At 41.6% G+C, this 14,426-nt stretch carries 12 protein-coding genes; 3 read left to right on the forward strand and 9 right to left on the reverse strand.

The genetic code is table 11. From position 1 onward, the window contains the following. Positions 1–64: 64 nt before the first annotated feature. The 3 genes from I1A42_RS06275 to I1A42_RS06285 form a co-directional block, all read right to left on the reverse strand. Positions 65–442 carry a DUF805 domain-containing protein gene (locus I1A42_RS06275; RefSeq protein WP_161156791.1) on the reverse strand — a complete coding sequence of 126 codons (378 nt, stop codon included), beginning with the start codon at positions 440–442 and terminating at the stop codon, positions 65–67. A gap of 137 nt (positions 443–579) precedes the next feature. After that, positions 580–1,344 carry a substrate-binding domain-containing protein gene (locus I1A42_RS06280; RefSeq protein ID WP_161156793.1) on the reverse strand — a complete coding sequence of 255 codons (765 nt, stop codon included), beginning with the start codon at positions 1,342–1,344 and terminating at the stop codon, positions 580–582. A 393-nt stretch (positions 1,345–1,737) separates the two neighbouring features. After that, complete coding sequence (locus I1A42_RS06285) at positions 1,738–2,562, reverse strand: DUF2076 domain-containing protein (RefSeq protein ID WP_161156795.1); 825 nt, start codon at positions 2,560–2,562, stop codon at positions 1,738–1,740. A 431-nt stretch (positions 2,563–2,993) separates the two neighbouring features. Between I1A42_RS06285 and yegD the strand changes: the two genes are divergently transcribed. Then, positions 2,994–4,346, forward strand: coding sequence for a molecular chaperone (gene yegD / locus I1A42_RS06290; protein ID WP_196122935.1), 1,353 nt, complete (start codon positions 2,994–2,996; stop codon positions 4,344–4,346). Between the two features lie 67 nt (positions 4,347–4,413). Here the strand turns inward: yegD and I1A42_RS06295 are convergent, their stop codons facing one another. The 3 genes from I1A42_RS06295 to I1A42_RS06305 form a co-directional block, all read right to left on the reverse strand. After that, complete coding sequence (locus tag I1A42_RS06295; protein ID WP_196122936.1) at positions 4,414–5,502, reverse strand: glycerol dehydrogenase; 1,089 nt, start codon at positions 5,500–5,502, stop codon at positions 4,414–4,416. Between the two features lie 335 nt (positions 5,503–5,837). After that, positions 5,838–6,491 carry a 5,6-dimethylbenzimidazole synthase gene (bluB, locus tag I1A42_RS06300; protein WP_196122937.1) on the reverse strand — a complete coding sequence of 218 codons (654 nt, stop codon included), beginning with the start codon at positions 6,489–6,491 and terminating at the stop codon, positions 5,838–5,840. 99 nt (positions 6,492–6,590) lie between these two features. Continuing rightward, a complete protein-coding gene (locus tag I1A42_RS06305; protein ID WP_196122938.1) occupies positions 6,591–7,082 on the reverse strand; it encodes a hypothetical protein in 492 nt (163 codons plus the stop codon). 459 nt (positions 7,083–7,541) lie between these two features. Here I1A42_RS06305 and I1A42_RS06310 point away from each other — a divergent pair, with 459 nt between their 5' ends. Further along, on the forward strand, positions 7,542–8,801 hold the full coding sequence (locus tag I1A42_RS06310) for a YeeE/YedE family protein (RefSeq protein WP_196122939.1): 1,260 nt from the start codon (positions 7,542–7,544) through the stop codon (positions 8,799–8,801). A 346-nt stretch (positions 8,802–9,147) separates the two neighbouring features. On the opposite strand, the gene I1A42_RS06315 is transcribed toward I1A42_RS06310, so the two are convergent. The 3 genes from I1A42_RS06315 to I1A42_RS06325 all read right to left on the reverse strand — a co-directional run bounded on the left by I1A42_RS06315 (position 9,148) and on the right by I1A42_RS06325 (position 12,805). Continuing rightward, complete coding sequence (locus tag I1A42_RS06315; protein WP_161156807.1) at positions 9,148–10,515, reverse strand: L-cystine transporter; 1,368 nt, start codon at positions 10,513–10,515, stop codon at positions 9,148–9,150. A gap of 356 nt (positions 10,516–10,871) precedes the next feature. Continuing rightward, the gene (locus tag I1A42_RS06320) at positions 10,872–11,300 is read right to left on the reverse strand and encodes a hypothetical protein (RefSeq protein WP_161156809.1); all 429 of its coding nucleotides are present in this window, start codon (positions 11,298–11,300) and stop codon (positions 10,872–10,874) included. A 797-nt stretch (positions 11,301–12,097) separates the two neighbouring features. Then, entirely contained in the window at positions 12,098–12,805 is a 708-nt protein-coding gene (locus I1A42_RS06325) for an NAD(P)H-binding protein (RefSeq protein WP_161156148.1), read from the reverse strand. 559 nt (positions 12,806–13,364) lie between these two features. Between I1A42_RS06325 and cobT the strand changes: the two genes are divergently transcribed. Next, positions 13,365–14,426 (forward strand): nicotinate-nucleotide--dimethylbenzimidazole phosphoribosyltransferase, encoded by a 1,062-nt coding sequence (cobT, locus tag I1A42_RS06330; RefSeq protein ID WP_268982044.1) that lies wholly within the window; start codon positions 13,365–13,367, stop codon positions 14,424–14,426.

Consider the following 14,426-nt stretch of genomic DNA (forward strand, 5'->3'; position numbering starts at 1 on the left):
AGATTACTATGTCAGTTGAAAGAGCGGTTTTCCGCTCTTTTGTTTATGAGTAACTAAATGTTCATTAGCGACCAAAACTTAGGTGTTTGGGGCTAGGCCCATACTCGTTTTCGTAGGGGTGACCATCGGCAATCGAAAAATACAGAGCTGATAAAAATCCAATGATTGGAATGAACAGTAGCAGTGCCCACCACCCAGAACGGCCTGTGTCATGGATGCGTCTGACAAAAAGTGCGAGCGATGGTAGGAAAATAAAGGCGCCATATATTGCACTAATGGTGCCTGAGCCTTCTATAGCGTTGATGGTGCCGAATAAACCGTCGAGTGCGGCAAAAATAAAACCAATGATGATATTGATAAGGTAAAAGTGCCAAAACGCTTTACGTCGCTCCCGGCCTCGAAAATTCACATACTGTCGGATCGCCGAAAGGTAGTAGTACATAATTCACCTGCAAAAATCTCTTAATTGAGAGCTAGTATATACATACTCATGTCAGCTGAGTTTTTGCTAATAGTAAATTGTGAGTTCACTCAATATAACGTACTTTTTTTTCTGGATATATTGTAACCAATTGCTAATCAAGCCGACATTTTTACTGGCTGAGGAATACCAAAGCCATAATGACTCAGAATATTTTTACCCGTTTTAGACGTTAAAGAATCTGCCAAAGCTGAGAGTTCTGGAGTGACTTGTTTTCCTAAGGCAAATTTATAGTGAGCGGTAATTTGATAAAGATCTGGTATTAGCATCGTATGTAATCCAGGGATGCTTTTCATAAGAGGAATGTTGCTCGCGTATCCCACATGAATATCACTTCTTCTATCTAATATCAGTCGAGCGGCAGTGGGGACACTTGCCGGTTGGGTCGTGCTAAATGCAGGAATATGGCCACCAAGTAAATGTTGCGCTTTATTGCGCATCATCTCTCCCAGCCCATGGTGCAATTGTTCTACACGATCGAAAAACATTTGCGCGTAGTCACCACCAGGGTCGCTACCGGGTTTTGATGTCGATAATACGATATTTGGATCGATCAAACGTGAGAGTAAATTGTCTTGGGTAACGTGAAGTTCTGGTCTGGTAATAATACATAACTGATTAGTGGCGAATACTTTCCCTGGCGCGAGTAACTGCTGGCGAACCAGTAAGTCTGGATGAGACTCATTGGCAGAGGCAAAGAGATCGACTTTTGAACCACGCTGAATTTTGCGTGCCAGTAAACCAGCGGGACCAAAATGGCAACGTACGGACGAATCAAATTGTGCTTCAAACTGAATAATGATCTCACTTAAGACGGCTTTTAAGCTGCCTGCTGCAAACACAGTTAAAGGTTGGTTATTCATGATGATAACGTCCGTTTGAATATGAGTGAATCGAGGTGAATCCAATAATTTTTGATGCGATTTTCTGTAGTCCGTTTTTCAGTGATACATTTTTTGACACATAGCATCGATGTATCTATTGCAATGGTGTAGGCAGTTCGACAATCAAAACGTTATTTGGATAGACATGATCACCATACTCTTAACCGTTGTTAGCGAATAGAATCTTTTAAACAAAAGTTGAGCTGTCTCAATTATTTTTTAATTTGACTAATAAAAGTTGAAAAAACGCCATAGAAAGTGATGATGAATCACAGAAATTGAGTGGATAGCGATTTAGGTGCAGTAAAACGTCACCAAGCAAAAATAAAAAGGGCAGATTATTCTGCCCTCGAAGGTTAGAGAGATGAGTGATTAGCTAATATCATCAAAGTCGTCAAAGCCACCACCATCGAAACCGCCGCCAAAGCCACCAGAGAATGGGTCATCACCCCCACCGAAGTTATCTCCGCCAAATAGGTTATCGTTATTGCTTGGGTCAAAACCAGTGTCGGCAAATCCTCCCGTACCGAAACCGTTATCCATGGAGCTGTTATCAAAGCCGCCATTATCAAAGCCACTATTGTCGAAGCCACTATTCATGAAGTCAGCATCATTCATGTTGTCGCCAAATCCACCATCCATGTTACCCATGTCTGGATTTTCATTGATGATGTTTACAATCTCTTCTGGTTGATGATGGCTAAACATATCCATCATTAGATTACCTAAAACTACACCACCAGCAACACCCGCTGCCGTTTGTAAGGCACCACCTAAGAAGCTGCTACCACGGTTATAGCCACCCCCATTCGGTGCGTAGTTGTTGTATCCACTCTGTGGACCTTGACCGTAACCATTGTTGGGTTGACCAAAAGGAGCACGCTGTTGACCTTGTTGCCACTGGTTACGGGGCTGCTGTTTATTTCCACCAAATAGGTTTGAGAAAAAACCGCCAGATTGTTGTTGCTGCGCTTGTTGCAACTGGCGTTGAAGTGTTTCTACCTGAGCATGTAATTGCTTCATGGTGGCTTCTTGCATGATCATGGTTTGCGCCATGTAATAGGGCGCTGAAGGTTGAGCCACAACATGTTTTTCGATCAATGATTCAGCTTCACGATCGCGGTTACTGTTTTGTTTTTCAGCTTGTTGCAGGCGCTGAAACAAATCATCAATCATCTGTTTTGTATTGGTATCCATATCATTACCTCTGTAATCGCTTGTGGATCGCTTTATTAATTGGTCTACAAAAATGGGACAAAGTTCAAACTTTATAAGCGGTAGACCGTGATAACCAGCAGTAACCCTCCGAAACAATTGGATGTCTTGTGTAACCCAACCCTGCTTAATAAATTGGTATTCAGACACAATAATTCAAGGGTACAAAGCTAATGGACATGCGCAGTGAGGTTGGCATTACCAATCTGCATTATCAATAAATATGGCTGACTAAATTGGACAGTCTAAGCTGGACAGTCCGCATCCATTATCAAACCGACAGCGGCAGTTTGGACTCGGTTTACTCTCAATTCTATGATTTGTCACGCCCTAAAATAACGATTCTAGCTGGAGTTCAACCAATAATTGCTGTATTTTGTGCAACCTTTTTCTCTTCAACGCTTGGGAGTTTTATGTATATCGGATTTGATTATGGCACCTCTAACTGTTCCATCGCGCATATGCTTGATGGACAACCAACTCCTATAGCGGTAGAAGGGGACAATATTTATATTCCGTCGACGGTCTCTGCACCTACGCGTGAATCGGTGACCGAACACCTATTTCGCTTTTGCAATATAAAACCTATCGATCAAGTTGGTGAAAGCTTGTTGCGCCGTGCGATTGCTTTCAACCAAGACGAAGGAATAGAGCTTGATCGTCGCGACATTAACTTTGGTCAGGCCGCGCTCGATCATTATCTTCAAGACCCGCAGTTTACTTATTACGTGAAATCGCCCAAATCATTTTTGGGCAGTATGGGATTACGCGACATTCAGGTGCAATTCTTTGAGGATCTGGTATGTGCCATGATGGTAAACATCAAATCTCAAGGTGAAAACCAGCTTGGACAGTCAATCGACGAGACCGTTATCGGTCGCCCTATCCACTTCCAAGGTCGAGGTGGTAATGATTCAGACCAACAAGCTGAAGCGATATTGTTACGCGCCGCAACGCGAGCTGGCTTTAAGAATGTTGAGTTTCAATTTGAACCTGTCGCAGCGGGGCTGGAATATGAATCATCGTTAACCGAAGATAAATTGGTGCTTGTTGTCGATATTGGCGGCGGTACGACTGATTGCTCTTTATTACAAATGGGGCCAAACTGGGCTAAAAAAAATGATCGTAGCGATTCTTTAATCGCTCACACTGGTGAGCGAGTTGGGGGGAACGATCTCGATATTCACGTTGCATTTCGTCAATTGATGCCTGCCTTTGGTTTTGGTTCTAAGATGGTATCAGGGCTAGAGATGCCGATTACCCAATTTTGGAATCCTGTGGCGATTAACGATTTACCGGCACAAACGGATTTTTATACCAAAGAAAACTTTAAAGCACTTAAACAGCTACATAAGGACGCTAAAGATCCCGCCAAATTGGCCCGTCTAATTGAATTACATCAAGAAATTCTAGGTCATGGCGTAGTGCGCCGAGCCGAAGAAGCTAAAATAGGGCTCTCCAAACAAGATGTCTTTACCTCAACATTGGATTTCTTATCTCATGCCGTAGACGTTGATATCAATAGAAATGACATGATGGAAGCGATTGAATCCCCAAAAACTAAAATGATGCGCTTGGTTCAAGATGCGTTGGCACAAGGTGGTTGTAAACCGGATGTGGTTTATATGACGGGTGGGTCAGCTAAATCTCCCATTTTACGTCAGGCTGTCGAGGAAATATTGCCAGGTATTCCTTTGGTGAGTGGTAATGATTTTGGCTCAGTAACGGCAGGATTAGCGCGTTGGGCTGAGGTGTGTTTTCGCTAGAAGATAAGCTAGACAGTAGAAGATAAGTAGGACAGTCCAAATTGGACTGTCCAATATCATGGCTATTTTATTTCTGACAACCTAACTCATGGGCTGTCAAAATTGCTGATAATACGGCATCCGTTGTCACTTCGAATGGCATATTGTGAATCGTTTCATCTGGTACGCTTGATGCTGCCGCAACTTCACGTAACTTATCGATATCAATCGTTTTAACACCCAAATCAAAGAGGTTGGTTGGTAAGCCAACAGAACGGCAGAAATCAAGTACGGTATTAATTTCTTCCAGTGGTGCGTTTTCTAACACCAGTTGTGCAAGTGTACCAAATGCCACTTTTTCACCGTGATACATGTGGTGGCATTCTTCCAATTTAGTCATACCGTTATGGATAGCATGAGCACCCGCAAGGCCTGAACTTTCAAAGCCGATACCCGACAATAGTGTATTGGCTTCAATGATGTTCTCTAAGGCTTTGCTTGAGAGGTTATTATCGCTTGCCAATTTTGCTTTGTAGCCATCAGCAAGCAATGTTTCATAACACAGTTTTGCCAAAGCTTGGGCGGCAAGAGTTTGAGCACCGCCTGCCATTGTTTGTTTGCCAGAACGCGTATTGGCACGCGCTTCAAAGTAAGTAGACATCGCATCACCCATACCTGCAACAAGTAATCGAGTTGGAGCATTGGCAATAATTTGTGTATCAAGCACAACCATGTCTGGGTTTTTAGGGTAAACCAAGTATTCAGAAAACTCCCCTTCAGGAGTATAAATGACTGAAAGGGCACTGGTTGGTGCGTCAGTAGAAGCCAGTGTTGGCATGATAGATACTGGACACTCATTATAAAAAGCCACTGCTTTTGCCGTATCCAGTGTTTTACCACCACCAACGCCAACGATAACGTCAATATTCTTTTCTTTTGCTAAAGCAACAAGGCGTTCAATTTCAGGACGGCTGCATTCCCCATTAAACAAAGCCATGTGCATGTTTAGACCAGCGTTAGAGAAACTTTGATCAATTTGCTTGCCTAGTAAACCAGTCACAAAACTGTCGGCGAGAACTAACGCATTGCTCCCCATTGGTTTGATGTATTTACCCAAAGACTCGATAGAGTTCGGTCCTTGAATGTATTTGCTTGGGGAAATAATGATGTTATCCATAGGGGCCTCCATAACAGTGCTGTTGGACTGGTTCGTCCAAATCTAGATAATCGCAATAAGCGACAACACTGGTTGGTTTTATTTTAAGTGTACGCAGAACGCGAGGTAAAAATTGATGTTAGTAGGGACTCAACATCAATATGGTTACCATCATACTTAGGGATGAATCGGTTTTTTGAGAGAGAGCTTATGTTTTAAAATATTAATAAAAACATAATATTATGAATAATTATAAGTATCCCTGTTCGTATTTGTTTACATCATGTTTTATTAGGGGGGAAGTAAAAGAACATACCATTTGGACTGTCCGGTCTAGACAGCCCAAATGTGATGGTTTAATCAGTAGGGTAGCTTTGTGAAAAGGTAAAGGATTCGATCGGTTTGCGAGATTCCCATTTTAAGGTTTCTAGTTCTGGGACAGAATGAAATTCCTTTACATAACCAAGGCAAAGATAGGCAACTAACTTGCGGTTTTGGGGCGCATTGACAATAGTTTTGACGGTTTCTGGATTGATGATGCTAACCCAACCCAGGCCAAGGTTCATTGAACGAGCCATTAGCCACATATTTTGAATGGCACAAACCACACTGTATTCACCAGCTTCCGCCATCGAATTTTGCCCAAGAATCGGCTCGTTAGGCGCTTTATAAAAGACGGCGATATTTATCGGTGCTTCAAGAATACCTTCTAACTTTAACTGATGATAAAGCGCTTGTTTTTCCGTGGAAAACTGATCAGCAGCAATTTTTGTTTCGGCGGCAAAACTTTGATGAACTTGCTGTTTTATATCATTGTCTTTGATGACGACAAATTCCCAAGGTTGTGAGTAGCCCACTGAAGGACCGAGTGACGCCGCTGTGATGAGTTCATTAATTTGTTGGTCGGAAATTGCATCGGGTAAAAAGTTGTTACCTCGAATATCACGCCTTAACAGAATGAGGTCGCGTACTGTCTGTTGCTCTTGAGAGCTAAATTGACGATTCTTCATCGACAACAAGTCCTTTTAATTATAAGTAAATGGATCGAGTAATAGTAAAAGTGAATCAGTATCTATTGATAAAATAGTGAATATTAAGTGAGGAGGGCATTAAAACAGATGATCTTCTTCGTTGTCTTTAATTTTTTGAATTTTTACTGAATACCAAATGGCAAACATCACATCAACGGGCATTAGAATAAAACTGATAATAAACAGATAAAATGCCTTTTTCATACCAGGATATAAGCTTTCCATCACATTTATTTCTGGAAAGTGTTTGGCATAGACGACAGGTAATTTACTGCCGATGGGATAGGGGAAATCGTCTTTAAAACTATCCACCTGATATTCACCTTCTAAGTTAACATCTAAAGAGGGAGAAAATCGGTATTTGATAAAAATGATATCTTTGTGGCGATGGTTTTCGTTGATTGCAATAACAGAACCCAGCGTAGAATCATAATCATAGCGAATCAATCCATACGTGAAGGCTTGCGTCTTTGAGTAGGCAATCAGTACGGCAAAGATAAAACCAAAAATGACCAGCACCAATCGTCGCTGTTGCAATTTAACTAAATAGTTATGATTATCCTGATACATTTATTGAGGAGTTCCTCTGGCTCATTTTATACAAGAAAAGCTGTAAAAGTACTTACTACGCGCTGCGCCATTTGGTGTCATTGAGGTGATTTGGGCTTATTAGACAAATCCCGGTAAAATTTGCGGTCAAAGAATAACGTTAGTTTTCTCATGTTTAAAGTGTAGAAGTTAACTTTTTATTCCTCTGCTAAATAGTTCGGATGTTTTTCATGGATCACTGATTACTGATTGAGTTGTCATTGATGACATGGTGTGATGTGACTGAACTAACAATCCCTATGTTATTGATTTTCATTATTTGTAGTGTGAAACCGATTTCTTAATTTGTGAATTTTGCTATTAAGTTAGATCAAAAAGTTATATTTAAACTTGTCAATATTGAATCTTGATCATGTTAGCCTGTGCCCCCTTTGTGTTCTGCACACGAATTTTAGTTAGTCATCTCACAGGTTAAATCTCATGAATAAGACACAAGCATGGTGGGCGACAGGTATTGCGCTTATCACGTTGTTACTTGGCGCAACTTTACTCGATAATGCATCACTGTTTCTCCGACTTCTGATGGGGCTTGCGCTTGGGTTCGCGCTTACGAAAGGATCGTTAGGATTTGCTGGTAGTGTTAACCGTGCTTATCGTCGCGGTTCAACGCAATTATTACAAACGCTAATGCTTATGTTTGTGGTCACTGCAATCATTAATGCGGGATTACTGTTTAATGCTGATTCCGGTGATTATCGCTTATGGGTTAACCCGATTAACATGGGCCTACTTATTGGTGGGGTGATGTTTGGCGCTGGAATGAGCTTGTCTAGCTGCTGTGCAACTGGGGTTATGGTTGAGATGGTTGGCGATATCCCTCGTGCGTTAACCACGTTGTTTTTCTTTGGTGCTGGCGTCTTTTTCGGCTTTCCATTACAAGCCACTCAAGGTTGGATTCGCCAAACGGTAATGTCGACTAAAAGCTATGAAGGAAAAGGTGTGTTTTTACCGGATCTGTTTAGTTGGGGACCTTTGCACGGTTACTTCTTTGCTGTTCTTGTCACAATTGCTTTTGCCCTAATCGTGGTAATGGCTGCTAAGAAATACCAACAGCGCCGTGAAGATATTGGTACTTATTACGGAGTTGATGGCGAGATGATGCGTGAACAAGTATCACGTAAAACACAACCGCAAAGCGCAGTACTGTGGAGCCAACAAAACTATCTGCGTTGGTTTGGTAATGTTTGGCAAATGAGTACTTCGGCACTCGTCATTGCGCTTATCTTTGGTGTGATGATGGTTGCTACGGGTTCTGGCTGGGGGGCTTCGACTCCTTTTGGTGTCTGGTTCGGTAAATTGTTGATGGCTTTTGGTGTCAGCTCTGCAAATATTGCGGCGTTTACTCACCGCCCTGAAGCGTTATTCAATCTACCTTTCTTTAGTCACAGCGTAAGTGTGCAAAACTTAGCGATTATGATTGGTACGTTAGTCGCGGTACTCTATTTAGGTAAGTTCTCTTTATCGTTGAAGAATAATTATACCATTCGTCATTATGCGCTGTTTGCATTGGGTGGTTTGTTGATGGGCTTTGGTACTCGTTTTGCTAACGGTTGTAATGTGGGGGCTCTCTTTACCCCTATTGCGAATTTTTCATTATCAGGTTGGGTGTTCCTAATCGTGTTACTGCTTGGCGGTGTGCTCGGTAATAAGTTGCAAGCCAGCGTACTAAAGCAATGTTAATGATGGAATAGATGAGTTGCGGTTGACGCAGTTTATAAGGCCTGATTTCGAATCCTATCGTAATCAGGCCTTTTTATTGTTCAGCTGATTTATATACCCAAATAACCTCAAGATACTGTTTCTGCGAGAATGGTTTCGCCCTTTGGGAGCTCATCAATAAACCTATCTCTGCGCCCAATCACGTTGAAAGGGAATGACCATTCCTGCCGTGATTGAACTTGACCTATGTTCGTTGATGAGGCTCTGAATCCTGCATTTTGAGGTCATTTGGGTATAGTTGGGGGCAACCAAACTAACTAAAAAGAAAAGGCGTACCAGTAGGTACGCCTTACCTCTTAAATCTCAATTACTGTTGGGTGACAACGTCAGGTTGATGAACCTGTTTTAGTAGTCGACTTGTAATCGTTCCGGCTGTCATTGCACCAGACACATTGAGAGCGGTACGAGCCATATCGATGAGTGGTTCAATCGAGATAAGCAACGCTGCAATAGTGACAGGTAACCCCATCGCTGGTAGAACAATTAATGCAGCAAAGGTCGCACCACCACCCACTCCGGCAATACCAAAAGAACTAATCGTCACGATAGCGACTAACGACATAATAAAGTGAGCGTCTAATGGATTGATACCCATTGTCGGCGCAACCATAACCGCTAACATTGCTGGATAGATACCAGCACAACCATTCTGACCGATAGTAGCGCCAAAGGATGCGGCTAAGTTCGCAATTGCTGGTGGAACGTTAAGTTTGGTTATTTGGGCTTCAACGTTAAGCGGAATTGTTGCTGCTGAGCTGCGCGAACTAAACGCGAAAGTGAGTACCGGCCAAATTTTGGTGAAATACGCTTTAGGGCTTACACCAACGAAAGAAACCAGTAAACCATGTACTAAAAACATAATGGCAATGGCTAGATAAGACGCGACGATAAAGCCTAATAGTTTAAGAATGTCATTTGCACTTGAAGTCGCGACTACTTTAGTCATAAGAGCTGCGATACCGTAGGGGGTAAGAGCCATGACCATTTTTACTAAACGCATTACGATCGCTTGAACTGATTCAACAAATGAGCGAATTGGAGCTTCAAGTTCTTGTTTCTCAATCATTACTTTGCGAGTGGCAATGCCCACTAATACGCCAAAAATAACCACAGCAATGATAGAAGTTGAACGCGCGCCGGTTAAATCAGCAAAAGGGTTGGTTGGGATGAAACTTACCAGCATTTGTGGAATAGTAAGATTCGCAACGGTAGAGGCCTTAGTAGTCAAAGCGGCCATCCGAGCGACTTCTCTTGAGCCTTCGGTTAATCCAGCTGATGTTAAACCAAATGCCTGTGCGATAAAGATACCGATAAGGGCCGCGATTGCAGTCGTAAACAGCAATACCCCAATGGTTAACGTTGAAATCTTACCTAAAGATCCGTTTTTATCTAAACGAACAACCGCAGAGATCATCGACACTAAAACGAGTGGCATTACTACCATTTTTAGTAATCCAACATACCCATTGCCAGCAATGGCAACCCAAGAGAGCACCTGTTGAGTGTTTGGTTGACCTTCTCCAAACGTAAATTGAAGGCCGAAACCGAATAGACTACCTAACACTAAGCCGATAAGAACTAAGCGAGATAGTGTATTGGTTTTGCTTTGCTGATGAAAAATCACCGCAAGAATGCCAATGAATATCGCTAATGCCGCGATAACCGAAAGTGACATAGTAATTCCTTATTATATTGAAGACTGTTATTTGGATGTTTCATTCTTATCACTTCATCGCTTGTAGCGAGATTAAGCGATAGGAAATATTAAGTTTGGTAAATGAGAGGCAGATCTCCCAAACTCAAGACTGCGATATGATAAACGCAAATTCTATTGATGGAATTGACAAATACACCATGGCTATATGATTTAGTTATAACTTAGTCAAATTAGTTGTTAAGAGGTCATTTGGGGATATTGTTGTCAGAATTGGTATTGACAGAAAAGCAATCAATAGCTGCGTTGCGAAAGGGAAGGAATAAAACGAAAAAAGGTCCCAAAAGGGACCTTTTCCATAAATCTTTTAGCAAGAATTATTTCACGCTAGTGATAGTACCTTTGTAACCAGTCACTTTCACGTGGATTTTCTTGAATACTACGTAGTCTTCAGTAGTGATTTCGTAGCGAGGAGCAACGATTAGATCTGCGCCAGATGCTTTAACAGCATTGTAAGCTGCAGCTGCTTTAGCAGAAGCTGATGGGTCTGCGAAAGATAGTGCACCACCTGTACCGTAATCTACGCCATCAACGAAGTGATCACCTGCACCCCATTTGATTAGGCCCATAAGAACGTTTGCAGTAGCTTCGCCAGAGATTTTTTGACCAACTTTGATGTCAGCTTTTACTGAAGATTCAACGTTTGCTACCAAACCAGAAGTTGGTTGGCTTGCATTGTAAGAAGAACAGCCAGCAAGAAGAGTTAGAGCCACTGCAGCAGCAGATAGTTTAAGTTTGTTTGTCATTTTATTTCCTAATTACCTAGTTTAAATGTGACGTTCACGTCAACAGCATGTGACGCTTTCGTAGCACTTGTGTGACGTTTGCGGGATTCATTATAGCGAACCTTAATATTTGTCCTATGGCTGCGATTATATTCTGGAATACACTTCACACTAGTTTTATTAGTGATTTATCAATTGCTTCAATTATGGGACTAATATCAAAATTTAATTTTTAATTTTATCAATTATAAGGTGAATAACACTTTAGTGTTAGGGTTTATTTGGAATTTTATTCTGAATAGGAAGTGGTGATTCTAATGCGAGGAGGGGATATCTGCTGGGAATTATGTATAAAAACATACATAACTATTCGGCGAATAATGCTCTGTAAAATCCGTTTTTTTGTCATATTTATGTCAGGAGAATGACATTTTATGTTAATGCTTATTTAGGTATTCTTAATGAACTATAGGGTTATACCCAAGTAACCTCAAGATACTGTTTCAGCGAGAATGTATTCACTCTTAGGCAAGGCACTGATTTGAAGACATAGTCATTCTACGTAGAAAATCAGTAACACCGCCTAGGAGCGAATACAACTCGCCCTTTGGGAGCTCATCAACAAACCTATTTCTGCGCTCAATCACCTTGAAAGGGAATGACCATTCCTGCTGTGATTGAGCTTGACCTAGGCTCGTTGATGAAGCTCTGAATCCTGCATCTTGAGGTCATTTGGGTATAGATTAGTTCAAAAATTGAGTATGGGTATGAGTGTTATAAATAGGGAGGGGGAGGAGTATCGGTATGCTCTTTAAAACTCACTCGTCACATTTTCTGAGAAGCTTCTTCATATCAATACTATTTAAAATAGACACAGATGAACTGTGAGGTGCGAGCAATGTTTTGAGTAATGCTTGTGCCACATCTTGTGCGTCTATAGGGACAAAATTTTTCAAATTGCCAATAAAAAAGTGCTGCAGTATTTTCATGGATTTTTGCAGCCATAACTCATTAGGGCGAGGCTGTTCACGTTCTCCTTTTAGAGGCCCTGGTCTGAGAATCACAAGGTGTTCAAAACCTATATTCATCAATTTATGTTCCATGACTCCTTTACAGCAGAGATAGTGAGAGTGTGATTTCGGGTTAGCCCCATAGCTTGAAACAACGGCAATATGAGTCACGCCCATCGATTGCATTTGCTTAGCGATATCTACGACAAGATCAACATCTACCTTTTTTAACGCATCTTTTGATCCTGCCTGTTTTAGTGTCGTACCAAGTGCGATGACACCATAACGAACGTGACCTTTTATATAGTCGGGAATGGCAGATAGGTGACTATCCACGATCTGTACAAGCCGTGGGTGTTGATGGGGTAATGGACGGCGGTTCAATGTGTAGACTCCACCTAAATGACATTGATTTAGCAGAGTTTTTAGCACTTGAGAGCCTACTAAGCCTGATGCTCCGGCAAGTAACACATAGAAATCGTCTTTATGTGCTCGCGGAAAATCGTTATTCAACATTATCTACTTCATCCTTAACACTTAGATGACCTTTGAAAAAGGGACAACCTGTGGCGTTATCCGTAATCACCTAAATAGTTGTAACACGAATGACAGGGAGACTATAGGGGGCAATTTACTGTTTTGCAAACAATAACCTAGTGAAAGGCGGCAGAATATATTGGCAAAACGCCAACATATTTTGCTGAATGAACATTTATGAACTACTGGATAACGATTATCGACGTTTAACGAAGTGGAAATGGCATGGGGGGTACGCGTTTCTTGTTACTTTTATTTCGTACTGATTTTTTTGAGCGACTGTCTGTTAGCATTATTTGTATTCCTTTGTTTATTAAAACTTATCATGCAACATAAATGATGGTTTCACCACGTTGATATGAGTACACTTTATCGTAAATATATGAAACTTCCGTGAATGACATAAATTGCTCTGCTTATTACCAAATCAATCAGGAAAAAGAGTTTACTTGGCCGACACTTTTTTCATCATCGTTGATGAAACGCGATATGTTAGCGTTATCAATATGACACTTGGTGATCGCTCTGCTTGCTGCTTATGTGCAATAACGGTTCTATAGGAAAGATAACCATGTTAGATCGTCAATTTAGTGCTGATATTCAATCTCGTATTGATCAAAAAACCAAGCCTCTCGGTTCTTTGGGGCAAATCGAAGATATTGCATTCCAACTAGCACTTATTCAAAGCCAGAACAAAGACACAGCCGTAACTAACATTAAGATCGATAAGCCGATGGCGATTGTTTTTGCCGGCGATCATGGTATTGCAGATGCTGGCGTTAGTATTGCTCCAAGTGAAGTGACTCAGCAAATGGTGGTCAATTTTCTCAATGGTGGAGCGGCTATAAACTGCTTTTGTCGCGCGAATAACATCGAGATTAAAGTGGTCGATACGGGGATTTTATTTCCGGTAGAATCGGACCATCCTGATTATTTTATCCAGCGTTTAGGTGATCGTACTGCAAACTTTGCTGAGCAACCTGCGATGACGACTGAACAGATGGAAAAAGGATTAGAATTGGGCCAGCGCTTTGTTGAAACGATGATTGATGATGGTGCGGATTTAGTTATGTTTGGTGAAATGGGCATTGCGAACACCAGTAGTGCTGCTGCCATCGTATCAGCGTTATCGGGTGAGCCTGCCGACGCTTGTGTCGGTCGTGGTACCGGGATTTCAGACGAACAATACAATAAAAAAGTATCTTTAGTCGCAACAGGTGTCGAACGTTGTCAAACCTCAGAACCTTATAAGGTTCTTACTGAATTAGGCGGTTTTGAAATTGTCCAAATGGTGGGAGCTTTCATTGGTGCTGCAAAGCGCGGTGTGCCAGTGTTAGTGGATGGTTTTATTGTCAGCGCAGCCGCTTATGCAGCATCACTTATCGATCCAAGTTGCAAAGACGTGATGATTTTTGCTCATCAATCCCATGAGGCAGGCCACAAATTGGTATTGAGTAAATTGGATGCGAATCCTATTTTAGATTTGGGGTTACGTCTTGGTGAAGGTACTGGTGCGGCACTTGCTGTTCCAATGCTTAAAGCTGCTGCCGAGTTTTATAATACAATGGCAAGCTTTGCTGAAGCAGGTGTAACCGTATAA

This window comes from Vibrio nitrifigilis (genome assembly GCF_015686695.1).
Classification (GTDB): Bacteria; Pseudomonadota; Gammaproteobacteria; order Enterobacterales; family Vibrionaceae; genus Vibrio; species Vibrio nitrifigilis.